Origin of the sequence: Streptococcus acidominimus, from assembly GCF_001921825.1 — a bacterium.
Taxonomy (GTDB): domain Bacteria; phylum Bacillota; class Bacilli; order Lactobacillales; family Streptococcaceae; genus Streptococcus; species Streptococcus acidominimus.
Genome location: NZ_MSJL01000022.1, coordinates 20,947 through 37,323, shown reverse-complemented (window position 1 = coordinate 37,323; position 16,377 = coordinate 20,947). Strand labels below are relative to the sequence as shown.

At 41.6% G+C, this 16,377-nt stretch carries 13 protein-coding genes and 1 pseudogene; 11 read left to right on the top strand and 3 right to left on the bottom strand.

Annotated elements, in window-relative coordinates:
* Positions 1–149: pseudogene (locus tag BU200_RS11240) on the bottom strand (IS5/IS1182 family transposase); the annotation flags it as partial.
* 750 nt (positions 150–899) lie between these two features.
* Between BU200_RS11240 and BU200_RS05920 the strand changes: the two are divergent.
* The 4 genes from BU200_RS05920 (at position 900) to BU200_RS05905 (ending at position 6,386) form a co-directional block, all read left to right on the top strand.
* Entirely contained in the window at positions 900–1,202 is a 303-nt protein-coding gene (locus BU200_RS05920; protein WP_075099297.1) for a lactococcin 972 family bacteriocin, read from the top strand.
* 122 nt (positions 1,203–1,324) lie between these two features.
* Positions 1,325–3,358 carry a bacteriocin-associated integral membrane family protein gene (locus BU200_RS05915; RefSeq protein ID WP_075099296.1) on the top strand — a complete coding sequence of 678 codons (2,034 nt, stop codon included), beginning with the start codon at positions 1,325–1,327 and terminating at the stop codon, positions 3,356–3,358.
* Position 3,359: 1 nt separating this feature from the next.
* Positions 3,360–3,992: an ABC transporter ATP-binding protein gene (locus BU200_RS05910; RefSeq protein WP_075099295.1), complete on the top strand. Its 633-nt coding sequence runs from the start codon at positions 3,360–3,362 to the stop codon at positions 3,990–3,992.
* A gap of 501 nt (positions 3,993–4,493) precedes the next feature.
* On the top strand, positions 4,494–6,386 hold the full coding sequence (locus BU200_RS05905) for a M13-type metalloendopeptidase (protein ID WP_075099294.1): 1,893 nt from the start codon (positions 4,494–4,496) through the stop codon (positions 6,384–6,386).
* Between the two features lie 153 nt (positions 6,387–6,539).
* Here the strand turns inward: BU200_RS05905 and BU200_RS05900 are convergent, their stop codons facing one another.
* Positions 6,540–7,316, bottom strand: coding sequence for a glycyl-radical enzyme activating protein (locus BU200_RS05900; RefSeq protein WP_075099293.1), 777 nt, complete (start codon positions 7,314–7,316; stop codon positions 6,540–6,542).
* Positions 7,317–7,438: 122 nt separating this feature from the next.
* Here BU200_RS05900 and BU200_RS05895 point away from each other — a divergent pair, with 122 nt between their 5' ends.
* Complete coding sequence (locus BU200_RS05895) at positions 7,439–8,185, top strand: DeoR/GlpR family DNA-binding transcription regulator (protein WP_075099292.1); 747 nt, start codon at positions 7,439–7,441, stop codon at positions 8,183–8,185.
* Positions 8,186–8,197: 12 nt separating this feature from the next.
* Positions 8,198–9,187 (top strand): sugar-binding transcriptional regulator, encoded by a 990-nt coding sequence (locus BU200_RS05890; protein ID WP_075099298.1) that lies wholly within the window; start codon positions 8,198–8,200, stop codon positions 9,185–9,187.
* A 591-nt stretch (positions 9,188–9,778) separates the two neighbouring features.
* On the opposite strand, the gene BU200_RS05880 is transcribed toward BU200_RS05890, so the two are convergent.
* Positions 9,779–10,354, bottom strand: a complete 576-nt coding sequence (locus BU200_RS05880; RefSeq protein ID WP_075099290.1) for a hypothetical protein — start codon at positions 10,352–10,354, stop codon at positions 9,779–9,781.
* A 798-nt stretch (positions 10,355–11,152) separates the two neighbouring features.
* On the opposite strand from BU200_RS05880, the gene BU200_RS05875 reads away from it, so the two are divergent.
* From BU200_RS05875 to BU200_RS05855, 5 genes are all read left to right on the top strand, one after another.
* The gene (locus BU200_RS05875; RefSeq protein ID WP_075099289.1) at positions 11,153–11,470 is read left to right on the top strand and encodes a PTS lactose/cellobiose transporter subunit IIA; all 318 of its coding nucleotides are present in this window, start codon (positions 11,153–11,155) and stop codon (positions 11,468–11,470) included.
* A 16-nt stretch (positions 11,471–11,486) separates the two neighbouring features.
* Entirely contained in the window at positions 11,487–11,792 is a 306-nt protein-coding gene (locus BU200_RS05870) for a PTS sugar transporter subunit IIB (protein ID WP_075099288.1), read from the top strand.
* Positions 11,793–11,808: 16 nt separating this feature from the next.
* Positions 11,809–13,110, top strand: coding sequence for a PTS sugar transporter subunit IIC (locus BU200_RS05865; RefSeq protein ID WP_075099287.1), 1,302 nt, complete (start codon positions 11,809–11,811; stop codon positions 13,108–13,110).
* A gap of 133 nt (positions 13,111–13,243) precedes the next feature.
* On the top strand, positions 13,244–15,685 hold the full coding sequence (locus tag BU200_RS05860; RefSeq protein ID WP_075099286.1) for a glycyl radical protein: 2,442 nt from the start codon (positions 13,244–13,246) through the stop codon (positions 15,683–15,685).
* Between the two features lie 12 nt (positions 15,686–15,697).
* Entirely contained in the window at positions 15,698–16,366 is a 669-nt protein-coding gene (locus tag BU200_RS05855; protein WP_075099285.1) for a fructose-6-phosphate aldolase, read from the top strand.
* The last annotated feature ends 11 nt before the right edge of the window (positions 16,367–16,377 follow it).

The window sequence follows — 16,377 nt, the reverse complement described above, 5'->3', positions numbered from 1 at the left end:
TTGCGTGGACGACCTCCTTGACGATGTTGACGTTGGTAAGCTACATTGAGACAGGTAAGCATTTCTTGAAAGGTCTCTTTTTGAACACCTATGAGAAGTTTGAAGTTCTCTGAACTGAGTTTTTGAGCTTTTTCATACATTGTTTCCATACAAATAGTATATCACATTTGGTTACCGAACAAGTCTAATATACCTTAATTTAAAAATTAAGTCAAGTTAATTTTTGGAAAAATAGAAAATTCTCATCAAAGATTCGTTTTTTCGTCCAAACGTAAGGTAATGTTCTTTGAAAATCAAAGGGCTACTTTGTCAAGAGCCTTGATGGGTGAAAAGCTCCAGTGGAGGTTTTCACCCTGTTCCCTTAATAAGAAAGAACAGTGTCCTATCTTTGACTTATAGGAATTAGCTTCGCTCGTTTCTTTTTGATTTTCGTTGAGTATAAGAGTGTTGAAACCTCAAGCTCTTCCCAAACCAAAATAGATTCCAATGTTTTGTGTGATGAGTGGGTGAAGAGGGGGAATGTAGATAAAGAAAAGTGATAAGCATGTATCATTTCTGTTTATTTATGAGGAAAAGGTGTTGAGATGTATGTTAAAAAATCCTTGTAAACGAGTAATTTTTATGCTATAATAACACAAAGATAAGAAAGCGGTTTCAAAATGGGTTGTTTTCAGCTCTAGCTTGGTGTTTAAGCTGATAAAATCGTGATTTAAACCTGTCCTATATGAGTGTCCTTATCTTGTCTAAGCTGAGAAAGGAGGTAGTCATCATGAAACTCTTTTTGGATGACGAATCGCTTATCATGTAGATATAGACGAGCCTGCTATTTTACGTGTGGGAGGGAATATTTTCTCTCATATCCTGCTATATTCTGTAGGATGATTTAAATTGAAAGGAATATGAAAAATCACTTCAAATCAACCGGTCTTATTGCACTCGCTCTTATAGTCCTAGGAACAGCTTCTACTGCAGCAGCAGCTGTTCAATATCCAGACGGTGGTGTCTGGACCTATGGAGCGGATTTAATGCGTCGGGGAGCCTTCTCAAATTACTACCATGGTTCAAAAAAACATAGTTCAACCGTTGTTAGTCGTTGGAATTCTGATTTTGACAAGGGGGATGCAGGTCCAGGTGAAACCTCCTATGCTTTTATGAGGACAGGTATTGGGGAGAAAATGGCTTTCTATTACGATTATGAATGATAGCTCATCACTAGTTTAGAATCAATCGGATCACATATGATGAGAGCTTGTCCCTTTTAATCTAGCAGGGGAAAAATTCTCCTCTGCTAGATTAAAGGGAGGAACGTTAGAAAGGAGTTTTTATGAGACGGGTGTTTATTTTTTTATCCACCTTGCTCCTGTGTGTCTATACCGTCATCAGAATCCATGAGCAACGAAATCAATTGGTCTTTTCAAGCTACGATGCGGTCGATCTCGTCGGTACAGATGGAGAGCGACCTAGGGCACAGCGTGAGGACTTTACAAGAGTTTTAAACGAACTAGCAGAAAGTCATGATAGTGTCATTGCAAGGCGGATTGTTGAGCCGAATGAAAAAGGGGAAACTTATTTTGCTTATGAGGTTTATGGATCTGGTAAGCTACCTGACTCTCTGAACCAAGCTAGGGAAGACAGTGCTAGAGATAGTGACTTAGTCAATAGCTACCTTATCGTATCGGGATCTTTGACGACTGAGGAGTTGGCTTCAACCATGGGTCAGTTGGGATACAAAGGGATTTCTACGACGGCTACATCTGTGGGGAATCTTTTACTGATTGTTTTATATGACGAGGCCTTTTTTCTTAGTTTAGTTTTATTGATATTGACCTTCGTTTCCATGACCTTGATTTATCGAATCAAGGACTTGAGGAGCACAGGGCTTAAGAGGATTGCAGGGCAGAGCTTTGGAAGGATTATGTGGTATTCTTTTTGGGTAGATGCAAAGATGATCGGTCTATCCTATCTTGTCACAAGTTTTATCGGTGTTTTGAGTCTGTATTGGCAGGGGCTGTTTCAAGGCCTTCCCCTTTCTCTTTTATGCTTGAGCTTAGGAGTTTATAGTCTCCTTCTCATGGCTCTGTCCCTCTGCTTGAGTTTCATCTATCTCTTGGGATTAAAGGCGAGTTCCTTAGTTGAGATTTTAAAGGGCAAGCTCCCTCTAAAGCGCTTGCTCAGCCTGATGTTAGTGGGACAGCTGATCTCGATCTTGGTGGTGGGCTATGTTGCTAACAGTATTTTGCTGGAGTATAAAGAATTAGAAACTCTAGAGATTTCCGCTAAAGAATGGGACAAGCAAGGCGACTATTACCAAATGCGCGGTAGTTATTCTTCAGGCTTCACCAAGGGAGAGGAGGAAGAAAGGCGGCAAAAGGTCTGGTATGATTTTGCTCAAAAGGCTATCGAAGAGAAGGATGCCATTTTTGTTAGGAGCAAGGTGAGAGATTTTTTTCTAGCAGAGTTACACGGAGATGTTTCAGGTGTGCGTCTGACAGACTATACTCCAGAGGGCAATACCCTATATGTGTCACCTAATTATTTGGAAGCAGAGCATGTTGAGGTTAGTAGAGACTTTCTGGCACAGATGAAGGACTTGAAAGAGGGAGAGTTCGGCTTGCTTCTCCCCAAAAAGTTACAAGCAAGGCAGGCTGAGTTTGAAAAAGTCTACTCAGACTACATGTCTAATCGTTCAAGGTTGGGTCTGGAAGCTACTAGTCAGCCTCTGTTTCAAGCTAGAGTCCATACTGCTATCGTGAAAGACGGACAGGAGCGGTTCCTCTATAACAATGATGACTCTGCCCATCTCCAGTATTTAGAGGATCCAATCTTGGTTGTATTGACACCAAAGGCAATGGGCGATACTGTGACGACCCGTTTGTTTTGGAGCGTAGAAGTGGCTTATTCCCTTCATTTAAAAGGCTATCAAGACAGCATTGATTTACTAAAAGAAGAAGAGGCTTATCACTGGGTATCCTATCTACTGAATGACCGAATTACCTATTATAAACACCTAGCAGAGAGTCGCAGTCGCTTTTTCTCTCTCTTGCTTGGAAGTTTTCTGGGCTTAGCGACTTCGGTACTCTTGTTTGACTGTATGAATCTGATCTATTTTGAGCAGTTTAGAAGAGAGATTTTTATCAAGAGATTGGCAGGTTTGAGATTTGATGAAATCCATTTTTCCTATCTCTTGGCACAGATGGGAGTTCTAGCTTTAGGAAATGCTGGCATTGTCTACCTTACCCAAAACGTTGCGCTTAGTCTGCTGACGACGGCGGTCTTTCTCGGCAATATGCTCTTGATTTTGTATCGACAGAGTAAAGCAGAAAATCGAGTAGCGGTTACAGTATTGAAAGGAAAATAGCATGATTGAAATCAAAGGATTACAAAAAAGCTTTGCCAATCGAGTGATTTTGAATCAGGTGGATTTGATTTTTGAGAGGGGCAAAATCTACGCCCTCATTGGTGAAAGTGGTAGTGGAAAGACAACGCTCTTAAATATGATTGCCAAGTTGGAGCCCTATGACAAGGGAGAAGTCCTTTACGATAAAAAGGACATTAAGGAGATCAAGGAACACCTCTACTATCGTGATTATCTGGGATATTTATTTCAAAATTTTGGCTTGATCGAAAATGAAAGTGTCGCTGCTAATTTAGAATTAGCCTTTGTCGGAAAAAAACTAAGCAAGGCACAGAAAGAAGAGCAGAAACGTGAGGTTTTAAAAAGGGTTCATTTAGAGCATATTTCTTTGGAACAGAAGATTTTTGAACTATCAGGTGGAGAATCCCAACGTGTGGCGCTGGCAAAGGTCTTTTTGAAAGATCCTCCGCTGGTTCTAGCAGATGAGCCGACAGCTGCTCTTGATCCGATCAATTCAGATGAGGTGATGAAATTACTGTCCTCTTTGAAGAATGACAACAGAATGATCATCGTGGCGACCCATAATCCAGCCATCTGGGAAAAGGCGGATGTCGTGATTCGGATGGAGGATTTGTAGGAAATCTTGGGCTGGAGTTGGGGGAGTCGCTTTTGGTTCGATTTTTCGAGTGGTTCTAAGATAATACTCCCCGATAAAAATCAAAATCTGGAACTGGCTAAAGCTGAAACAGTTATGTTCCAAAGGGTGCCACACTTGACACGAGTTGCACTCGTTCCACCTGCTTCAACAGTCTATTCTTAGACTGTTGAAGCAGGTAGAACTCTGTTCTTTCTTGTTCTAAGGGAACAGGCTAAAAAAACCACTAGAGCTTTTTACTCAGCAAGGCGAGTTAACGACGTCAGATTGTGATTTTTGACGAGTATAAACTTCCGATCAATAACAAGGGGCACCCATAGAAACCGTACTTTACGGACTTTGTCTAAACGCAGTTTCTTATTTTCTAACAATTCTTCGGTTTTTCTATTTCCTAATTGTGAATTGAGTGTTATGGAGTAAAATGTCTGCAAATTCTGATTCTTTCTGCTATCATGTAGTTAGAAATGTAGAAAAGAGGTTCTTATGGTACGTTTACAAGATGATTTTTACCAAGCGGTAAATGGAAAATGGGAAGAAACTGCGGTCATTCCCAGTGACAAGCCTGTAACGGGTGGCTTTATTGACTTACATGATGAGATTGAAGATTTGATGCTTGCTACGACAGACAAGTGGTTGAGAGGGGAAGATGTACCGAAAGATAGCGTCTTGCAAAACTTTGTAAAATACCATCGTCTCGCAGCTGATCATGAACAGAGAGAGGCGGCAGGTATCGCACCAGCTCTTCCTTTGATTGATGAATACAAAAATCTTCAATCCTTTGCAGACTTTACTGAAAAAATGGCAGACTTTGAATTGGCAGGAAAACCAACGGTTATGCCATTTGGAATTGCACCAGACTTTATGGACGCCAAGACCAATGTCCTTTGGGCAGGAGAGCCAAGTACAATCCTACCAGATACGACCTACTATGCGGAAGATCATCCGCAAAAAGAAGAGTTGTTGGCTCTTTGGCGCAAGTCGGATACAGATGTGCTTCGCAAGTTTGGTTTTTCTGATGAGGAAATTACCGACTTGTTGGATAAAGCAGAAGAGTGGGATACGCGCATAGCGCAAATCGTGCTATCTAATGAAGAAAAATCAGAGTATTTCAAACTCTATCACCCTTATGACTTCAAGGAGTTTGCGGCACTTGTCCCAACCCTTCCTTTGGAAAATTTCTTCGCGCAGGTCATTGGACAAGTCCCAGATAAGATTATTGTTGAAAACCCTCGTTTCTGGGAAGTTGCTAAAGAATTCTACTGTGAAGAGAATTGGGAATATCTGAAAGCTAGTTTGATGCTGAATGCAATCGGTTCTGTCGTTTCTTACTTGACGGATGAGATTCGTATCTTGTCAGGGGCTTATAGTCGCGCCTTGTCAGGAACTCCAGAGGCACAAAGCAAGAAAAAAGCAGCCTTTTATCTGGCTGAAGGACCTTTTAATCAGGCACTAGGCTTGTGGTATGCAGGGGAGAAGTTCTCACCAGAAGCTAAAGCGGATGTGGAGCAAAAAATTGCGACCATGATTGAGGTCTATAAAGAACGTTTGGCAGCCAACGACTGGTTAACAGAAGAAACCAAGAAGCAAGCTATCGTCAAACTAGGAGTGATCAAGCCTTATATCGGCTACCCTGAGAAACTGCCAGAGCGTTACTATGACAAGGTTATTGATGAGAATAAATCTCTCCTTGAAAATGCTCAATTCCTAAAAGAACTTTCTATTAAGTATTCGTGGAGTCAGTGGAATCAACCTGTGGATGATAGCGAATGGGGAATGCCAGCACACATGGTTAATGCTTACTACAGCCCGCAGCAAAACAAGATTGTTTTCCCAGCAGCTATTTTACAAGCGCCATTTTACTCGCTTGAGCAGACTTCATCTGAGAACTATGGTGGTATCGGCGCGGTGATTGCCCATGAAATTTCTCATGCCTTTGACACCAACGGAGCTTCCTTTGATGAAAATGGTAGTCTCAAAAACTGGTGGACAGAAGAAGATTATGCAGCTTTCAAGGAAAAAACGCAAAAAGTTGTTGATCTCTTTGAAGGGCAAGATTCTCATGGAGCTAAGGTGAATGGTAAGTTGACAGTATCTGAAAATGTCGCTGACTTGGGTGGTCTGGCAGCAGCACTAGAAGCTGCTAAGCGAGATGATGATTTTTCGGCAGAACAATTCTTTACCAACTGGGCTCGTATCTGGCGCATGAAAGCACGAACAGAGTATATGCAGTTGCTGGCTAGTGTTGATGTTCACGGTCCGGCAAAACTCCGTGTCAATCTACAAGTGCCAAACTTTGCTGAATTCTTTGAAACCTTTGATGTTACAGAAGAAGACGGCATGTGGCGGAAACCAGAAGACCGCGTAGTGATTTGGTAGAATAAAAAAGGGCGATTGCCCTTTTTTGATGCTCTTGCATCCTTTTGATTTGCAAAGAGTATAAAGGTTTGCGGAGCGAATGCTCGTTTCCGTAGCTGTCGCAGACTTGTCTGCGTACGGAGTTGAGGGGGATAAACTGAATGACTATAAACATTAGAAATAACAGTTGATGTTATGGTTTAGAAAAACTTGTTGGTAATCGGAGAGGTCTTCTGGATGGAGAGCTGGGACATGCTCCATTTCATATCTTCTGTTGAGAAGCTGATATTTATTTTCTCCGAACTGGTGAAAAGGAAGTAATTGGACTTGATCAATGTGAAGGTCATTGAATAGACAGGCAAACTGCTCGGCATCTTCTAGGGAGTCGTTAAAATTGGGGATGACGGGTATGCGTAATACGATTTCTTTTCCTGTTGAAAAGGCGTAGTGGATATTTTTGATGATGAGCTGGTTTTCTACACCTGTGACTGTCCGGTGTTTGATGGAGTGATAGTGTTTGAGGTCGGTATAGATAAAATCCACATATTGGATGAGGTCTACAAATTTTTTGTGGTCGACAAAAGCTGTTGTTTCAATAGCGGTATGAATCCCTTTTGCTTTAGCAGCCTGCAAAATTGCCTTTGCAAAGTGAAATTGGGCAAATATCTCGCCTCCCGATAAGGTCAGACCTCCTCCTGATTCCTCATAAAAGTCTTTATCTTTTAAGACTTCTTGGATGATCTCTTCCACTGTTTTTTCCTCGCCCATTGTAATCGGAAGTTTGGTGGTTGCATCCAGCATCATTTCTGGTCGTCGTCGTTGCGATTCAGGATTTGAGCACCAGGGGCAACGTAGAGGGCAGCCCTTTAAAAACACCGTTGTTCGGATTCCGGGTCCATCGTGGATGGAAAAATGTTGAATATTAAAAATAATGCCTTTAGTCGTGTTCATGGCGATTCCTCTTTTCTTTTTTTATTATAACAACTAAACGAAATTAAATCAATTACGAACGTAAGTTTATTTTATTTTGTTTATCGTATAAAATTTGTTAAAATAGAAAAAAGGAGTAAGAGATGGAACGCTTAGATTATATTATAAAACTTGTATCACGCTATCAGAAAATAGATGTCAATACCTTATCAGAAAAGTTGCAGGTGTCAAAAGTTACGATCCGAAAGGATTTGGATAAATTAGAGAGTAAGGGACTGCTGCATCGTGAGCATGGCTATGCGGTCTTAAATAGTGGTGATGATTTGAATGTTCGCCTATCATTTCATCATGATAAGAAACGAAAAATTGCCCAAAAAGCAGTGGAGTTAATCCATGATAACGAGACTATTATCATTGAATCTGGTTCGACCTGTGCGCTGTTAGCGGAGCAGATTTGCCAACAGAAACGGAACGTTACGATTATCACAAACTCGTATTTCATTGCGGACTATATTCGTTCCTATGATTCCTGCAAAGTCATGCTGCTGGGTGGAGAGTATCAAAAAAATTCTCAAGTGACAGTAGGTCCCCTTTTAAAAGAGATGATTTCTTTTTTTCATGTGAAAAAGGCTTTTATTGGGACAGATGGTTTTGCAGATGAGGAGGGATTTACCGGAAAAGATCTGATGCGGACGGAAGTGGTCAAAGAAATGGCTCGGGTTGCTGAAGAGGTGGTTATTTTGACCGATTCCAGCAAATTTAGCAAGCGAGGAACAGTGGGGCAATTCAGTACGGCGGAGGTGAGCCTTGTCATTACAGATAATGAAATACCGATTGAGAAAGAGGAGTTACTGCAAGGTCAAGGAGTTCGGGTTGAAAAAGTTGGTTAGTTGGAGGAAGAGATGGGGAGAAGAGGCATTGCTGAAAATAGCAGAAAACAGTTGGCGAAAGTAGCCTATCTATACTACATTGAGGGAAAAAATCAAGCAGAGATAGCAAAAGAATTAGGCATTTATCGAACCACGATTAGTCGTATGTTAACGAAAGCCCGAGAAGAGGCGGTTGTCACGATAGAAATTCGCGAGTTTGACACGGATCTCTTTCACTTAGAGCATTATGTGAAAGAAAAATACAATCTGAAGAATATTGAAATTGTATCCAGCTCCGCTTCTTCTAAAAAATCCTTGGAGGATATGGTCGCCGTGGCAGGGGCGGCTATGGTGCGGGGGCTTCTCCGCAATAATAGTAAGGTGGGGATTTCCTGGGGGAAAACGCTTAGTAGTGTTGTGGCTAAAATGGTGCCACGCCAGATGAAAGGAGTACATTTCTATCCTCTGGCTGGTGGTCCGAGCCATATCAATGCTCGCTACCATGTCAATACACTGATGTATGAGTTGACTCATAAATGCCATGGCGAATGCTCATTTGTAAATGCGACAATTGTGCAAGAAAGTAAGGAGTTAGCAGCAGGCATTCGAACCTCTAAGTATTTTGAAGAAATTATCGATAACTGGCAACAGTTGGATATTGCGATTATCGGAATAGGGGGACGAGCCGATAAGGACAATCGACAATGGCTAGATATGCTCACGGATAACGATTTTAGACGGATTGACCGAAGTGGGGCGGTCGGGGAAACCTGCTGTCGATTTTTAGATGAGCAAGGAAGAGAAATAGCAGATGAACTGGCAGAGCGCACCATTGCCATTTCCCTCGCAGAGCTTGGTAAAGTCCCTAATTCGATTGCGGTTGCGTATGGGGATAACAAGGTCGCTGGCATTCTCGCTGTCCTGCGTCAGGGCTATATCAACCATCTTGTGACCGATTACCGTACAATTTTACAGATTTTAGAATTGGACGGAGACACTACTTTTTCCAATGAAGTAGAGTGATATGGCTGGTTGATTTATCTTTCATTACTTCATTAACTGGTCTTGCTGTACCCCAGTACTAAAAGGAAGCGACTATAAAAGACTGTATCTAAAACATCAGGCAGTGTCTGGTTTTAGATACAGTTTTTTATAGTCTGTCAAAAATAAGATGATTTTATTGTGTGGTAAAACGAATAGCGCTCGTGTCAAAGCCTCTTTGGTTCATGTGTTAGATTTTCTATTTTGCCGTAGCTGTTGTGGACGGTGCTCGCTTATGGATATGGTAAGTTATTTCTCTTTAAAATACATTATTTAGACAATCTATAACGGAGTTATTACCAAAATACAAGTCTATTATAGATTGTTTGTATAGTGCTTTTAAAGTAAGGGGGGCATGTATTTTAAAGGAACGAGTTGATTAATCAACTCATTCCTTTTTGTTCTTTTTATTTTCTAAGTAATTATATACAACGTATGACGAGGTCGTTATTGCAATGCTATTCCACCATTTAAAAGGTATGGTGAATATTTTACTTAAGATAAAGCTAATACTGAGAGTTAGTATATTTCCAAGTACTAAGTATAAAAAATATTTATTTTTTATCATAATTTTTAAAAGTTAATACGACCATTGTTTGGGACAGCATCTCTTGCATCCCATTGTTGAGCTAGATAAGTGCCTGGAGAAAGTAAGTTCATAGCGAAATCTATAAATACACTGTTTACTATCCAACCTCCCAGATATTTGGCCACTGCTGACCGAATAGCACTTTTAACAGCATGTTTACCTTTGACTTGAATCAGACTTGCGAGACCTGCAGTAGTTCCTCCTAAGGCTAAAGAAATTGCTGTATCTAAAGCTGCACCCATTTGATTAACGGTTATTCCTTGCCACGCTGATCTAAAGGGAGAGTAAGTTTGTGGTAATGTATAATCTCCTTGAAGTTGGCGTTCTATCACCTCTTTAATCCATTCTTTTGAAACGTCTTGATGTAAACTTTGAATTTTGTTTGCAAGTGTGTTAATTTCTTCTTCTGTTAAGGAGGTGGCGGGGGTAATATCTGTATTTTCTACGGCAGTTTGTGTCATTTGTTCAGAAGCATAGGCTATTGAAATACTAGGTATTGTTGATATACCCAATATGATTGATGTTAGAAGAAATGAAATAAATTTTATTGATTTTTTCATGTTTTTACTCCTTCATTTTGAAGTAATTATAGTGTTATTGTTAGTTATCTGTCTGACAAGAATTTCAAATAATATTGTTTTCCATTTTTTGCCTTTCTAATTTAAAACTCTGTCATCGCTTTCATTGTATAACTTTTAGTAGTGGAAGTCAAGATGATATAATCATTTAAGTTTATGTTTTTATTACTTTGTTAACCCATCTTGTTGAATTTCAGTTCTACTCGCGATTTCATTGCCTAGTCAGATTTTCTAATTTGCCGTAGCCGTTGCGGACTGTGTTCGCTTACGGATAAGCCTATCTCTAAATATAGTCATTTCGTTTATCTTTTTATTACTTCGTTAACTGGTCTTGTGTAATTGAACTTGGACTAAGCACTGTGTGAAAAAGAGACGCAACTGTTGCAACTTTAGTTGCTTACAGGTGTGGCTCCCTTTAGGGATAAATCTTCCTGCCTCCAAAGGTATGGGATACCTTTGGAGGCAGGAAATAGAAGTTTGCGAAGCAAATTCTCCCTAGTCTCTGCGTCAGATTTCCTAATTTTCATTCGGTTTTTTAACGGCTTCACATCTTAATTGAACACGCCCTAAACTCTGTGCGAAAAAGATAAATCTTCCTAGAGTCTGATGACTCTGCGTCAGATTTCCTATTTTCGCTTTGAGTTTTTAACGGGCTTTGTATCTTGATTCTGCACAAAAGTAGCAATAAAAATTAAAAGGCACAAATGTATTGACGAGTGTTTGTCTTGGTGATATAGTATAAATGAAAGCGCTTAACAAACAAAAATAAGAGGTGAAAAAATGGAAGTGATTGTACCTGATCAGATTATTATGGGCTTGATTTTGAATGCAGGAGATGCTAAACAGCATATTTATCAGGCATTGCATCATGCTAAGCAAGGAAGATTTGCAGAGAGTGAAAACGAGATGGCGCTGGCTGATACAGCCTTGTTAGAAGCTCATAATCTGCAGACCCAGTTTTTGGCTCAGGAAGCGGGAGGCACAAAGGCGGACATCACAGCCTTGTTTGTCCATTCGCAGGACCATCTCATGACCAGTATTACAGAGATCAATCTGGTTAAAGAACTTATTGAATTAAGAAAAGAATTAGCAAGTTAGTATTAGGAGAAATAAAATGGTAAAAATTGGATTATTTTGTGCAGCAGGATTTTCAACAGGGATGCTTGTCAATAATATGAAAATAGCGGCAAAAGAGGCAGGCGTTGATGTAGAGATAGAGGCTTTTTCACAGGCGAAGATGGCAGATCATGTTCCTCAATTAGATGTTGCCTTGCTTGGGCCTCAAGTTGCTTATACGCTGGAGAAATCTAAAGCGATTTGCGATCTTCATCAGGTTCCAATCGCCGTCATTCCAATGGCAGACTATGGGATGTTTGATGGAGAAAAAGTGTTACAACTAGCGTTAGACTTGGTGAAATAAAGAAAGGGAGTAGGTCATGGCTAAACTTGATACGACAAAAATCATTGGTCCAATGATGAAGTTTGTCAATATGCGAGGCATCATTGCTCTGAAAGATGGGATGCTAGCGATCTTACCGTTGACGGTGGTTGGGAGTATCTTTCTGATCATGGGGCAACTGCCTTTTGAAGGGTTAAATCAAGCCATAGCAGGCGTATTTGGTGCAGAATGGACAGAGCCTTTTATGCAGGTTTATAATGGAACTTTTGCGATTATGGGCTTGATTTCCTGTTTCTCAATCGGATATTCCTATGCTAAAAACAGTGGTGTAGAGCCTTTACCGGCAGGAGTGCTGTCTTTGTCTGCCTTCTTCATTCTGCTACGATCTTCTTATATCCCTAAGCAGGGAGAGGCAATTGGAGACGCCATTACAAAAGTGTGGTTTGGTGGACAAGGGATTATTGGCGCGATTATTATTGGGTTAGTGGTTGGTGCAATCTATACGCTCTTTGTCCAGCGCCATATTGTCATCAAAATGCCAGAACAGGTACCGCAGGCTATCTCCAAGCAATTTGAAGCTATGATCCCTGCCTTTGTGATTTTCTTGCTCTCAATGATCGTATATCTTATCTCTAAATTGGTGACAGCTGGTGGCACCTTTATTGAGATGATCTATGATGTGCTCCAAGTGCCCCTACAAGGCTTGACGGGTTCGCTGTATGGCGCGATTGGCATTGCCTTTTTCATCTCTTTCTTATGGTGGTTCGGTGTCCATGGACAATCGGTTGTCAATGGCGTTGTCACAGCGTTACTACTATCCAATTTGGATGCCAACAAAGCCATGCTCGCTGCGGGAAACTTATCCGTGGAAGATGGAGCCCATATCGTCACCCAGCAGTTCTTGGATAGTTTTTTAATCATGTCTGGTTCGGGGATTACCTTTGGGATTGTCGTTGCAATGTTATTTGCGGCAAAATCAAAGCAGTACAAAGCCCTAGGAAAGGTTGCAGCTTTTCCAGCCTTATTCAATGTAAATGAACCCGTTGTTTTTGGTTTTCCAATCGTGATGAATCCGGTCATGTTTGTCCCATTTTTAGTGGTTCCAATTTTGGCAGCACTGATTGTGTATAGCGCTATTGCTCTCGGCTTTATGGCACCATTTGCTGGAGTGACCCTGCCTTGGAGTACACCTGCGATTATTTCAGGCTTCATGGTTACCGGTTGGCAGGGGGCAGTGGTGCAGCTCTTGATTTTATTAGTATCTACCCTCGTTTATTTCCCATTCTTTAAGGTGCAGGATGCGATTGCTTGTAGGAATGAAGAGGCGGCTTCTACCTAGAAATGACTGCACAGATGTGCAGATTCGAGTGTATTTGTCAGACTTCCCTCTTACTGATTGACAATAGGGAGTAGAAAAAGTACAATTTACTTACAAACGAAACAAAAATATTTGCGAAAGAAATGTAAATATCATGAAAACAAGGGTAGAAGTTGCGAGCACCAGCATTAAAACAGAGTATTTTGGCAATCTAACAGAACGGATGAACAAGTATCGGGAGGATGTTCTCAATAAAAACCCCTATATCGATGCAGAGCGTGCGGTTCTGGTGACCAAGGCCTATCAGGAGCATAAGGAAAAGCCGAATGTCTTAAAGCGTGCGTATATGTTGAAGGAAATCTTGGAGAATATGACGCTCTATATCGAAGATGAGACAATCATTGTCGGCAACCAAGCCTCCTCAAACAAAGACGCCCCTATTTTCCCTGAATATACCTTGGAATTTGTTTTAAATGAATTAGACTTATTTGAAAAACGGGATGGTGATGTCTTTTACATCACAGAAGAGACCAAAGAGCAGTTGCGGAGTATCGCTCCTTTCTGGGAAAAGAATAATCTACGTTCGAGAGCCGGTGTCTTGCTTCCTGAAGAGACCAAGGTCTATATGGAGACAGGCTTCTTCGGAATGGAAGGAAAGATGAACTCAGGTGATGCTCATCTAGCAGTCAATTACCAAAAGTTGTTGGAATATGGTTTGAAAGGCTTTGAAGAAAAGGCAAGGACTGCAAAGGCAGCCTTGGACTTGACGGATCCAGCAAGTATTGACAAGTACCATTTTTACGATTCGATCTTGATTGTTGTTGATGCTGTCAAAGCCTACGCAGAACGCTTTGTCCAACTGGCGAGACAATTAGCCGAGACAGCGGATCCAAAGCGGAAGCAAGAGTTGCTCGACATTGCGGCTATTTGTTCAAAAGTTCCCTATGAACCAGCAACGACATTTGCAGAAGCAGTCCAGTCGGTCTGGTTTATCCAGTGTATCCTCCAGATAGAATCAAATGGGCACTCGCTATCCTATGGTCGCTTTGATCAATATATGTATCCCTATGTAAAGGCTGACTTAGAATCTGGTCGCGAAACGGAAGATAGTATCGTAGAGCGTCTGACAAATCTCTGGATTAAGACGATTACGATCAATAAAGTGCGTAGCCAAGCCCACACATTTTCATCAGCAGGTAGTCCCCTCTATCAGAATGTGACCATCGGAGGCCAGACACGGGATAAGAAAGACGCAGTGAATCCACTGTCCTATCTGGTCTTAAAATCAGTCGCACAAACGCACTTACCACAGCCGAATTTAACCGTTCGCTACCACGCTGGTCTAGACGCTCGGTTTATGAATGAATGTATCGAAGTGATGAAACTCGGATTTGGGATGCCAGCTTTTAATAATGATGAAATCATCATCCCTTCCTTTATTGAAAAGGGAGTGCTGGAAGAGGACGCTTATGATTATAGTGCGATTGGCTGTGTCGAGACTGCTGTTCCCGGTAAATGGGGCTATCGTTGTACAGGTATGAGCTACATGAACTTTCCAAAGGTGCTTCTCATCACTATGAATGATGGGATTGATCCAGCTTCTGGCAAACGTTTTGCACCAGGCTTTGGATACTTCCGAGATATGAAGAGTTTTGATGAACTGCAAGTTGCTTGGGATAAAACACTGCGCTATCTGACTCGGATGAGTGTGGTGGTTGAAAATGCAATCGATCTTTCGCTTGAGAGAGAAGTGCCAGATATTCTTTGCTCTGCCTTGACAGACGACTGTATTGGACGAGGCAAACACCTTAAAGAGGGTGGCGCCATCTATGATTATATTTCAGGATTGCAGGTTGGGATTGCAAACCTATCAGATTCGCTAGCTGCGATTAAGAAACTGGTCTTTGAAGAAGAGCGCTTGACACCAGCGGAGCTTTGGCATGCCTTAGAGACAGATTATGCAGGCGAACGTGGTAAAGAAATCCAGGAGATGTTGATTTATGAAGCTCCTAAATACGGCAATGATGATGATTATGCAGACCAATTGATACGAGATGCTTACGACATCTATGTAGATGAGATTGCCAAATATCCAAACACGCGTTATGGTCGAGGTCCTATCGGTGGTATACGCTATTCTGGAACCTCTTCTATTTCCGCAAATGTCGGTCAAGGTCGGGGAACCCTAGCTACACCAGACGGTCGAAATGCAGGGACACCATTAGCAGAGGGCTGTTCTCCAGCCCATAATATGGACAAAAAAGGTCCGACTTCTGTCTTGAAGTCTGTTTCAAAATTACCAACGAATGAAATTGTCGGTGGCGTTCTGCTCAATCAAAAGGTGAACCCACAGACACTAGCGAAAGACGAGGATAAGGAAAAGTTGATTGCCCTGCTTCGTGCCTTCTTTAATCGCCTCCATGGTTATCACATTCAATATAATGTTGTGTCGCGGGAGACGTTGATCGATGCGCAAAAACATCCAGAAAAACATCGGGATTTAATCGTCCGCGTAGCAGGATATTCAGCCTTCTTCAACGTTCTTTCCAAAGCGACACAAGACGATATTATTGGGCGGACGGAACACACATTGTAAAAGAGGTTTTATATGGAATTTATGCTTGATACAGTAAATCTTGATGACATTAAAAAATGGGCGAAGATTCTCCCGCTTGCGGGAGTGACTTCAAATCCTACTATTATAAAAAAAGAGGGGCAACTCAACTTTTTTACACGCATTCAAGAGATACGAGAAGTAAACGGTCCCTCGACTTCTATCCATGTTCAAGTAGTAGCAAGAGATTATGAGGGGATTCTGTGCGACGCACGTAAGATTCGTCAAGAGGCAGGAGAGGACATCTATATCAAAGTTCCTGTCACGACAGACGGATTGGCGGCGATAAAGGTCTTGAAAGAAGAGGGAATGCGGGTTACTGCCACGGCTATCTATACTACCTTTCAAGGCTTACTAGCCATAGAGGCTGGGGCAGACTATCTTGCCCCTTACTACAACCGAATGGAGAATATGAACATTGATCCAGAAGAAGTCCTCTGCCAATTGGCACAAGCGATTGAACGCACAGGATCTTCTAGCAAGATTTTAGCGGCATCTTTCAAAAATGTCGGACAGGTGAACCGTGCCTTTGCTTGTGGGGCACATGCCATTACGGCAGGCTGTGATGTCTTTGAGGCAGCCTTTGCAATGCCTGCCATTAGCAAGGCAGTGGATGATTTTGCAAATGACTGGCAGGCGGCACAAGGACAGGATCATATTTGAGAGCAGAGGAG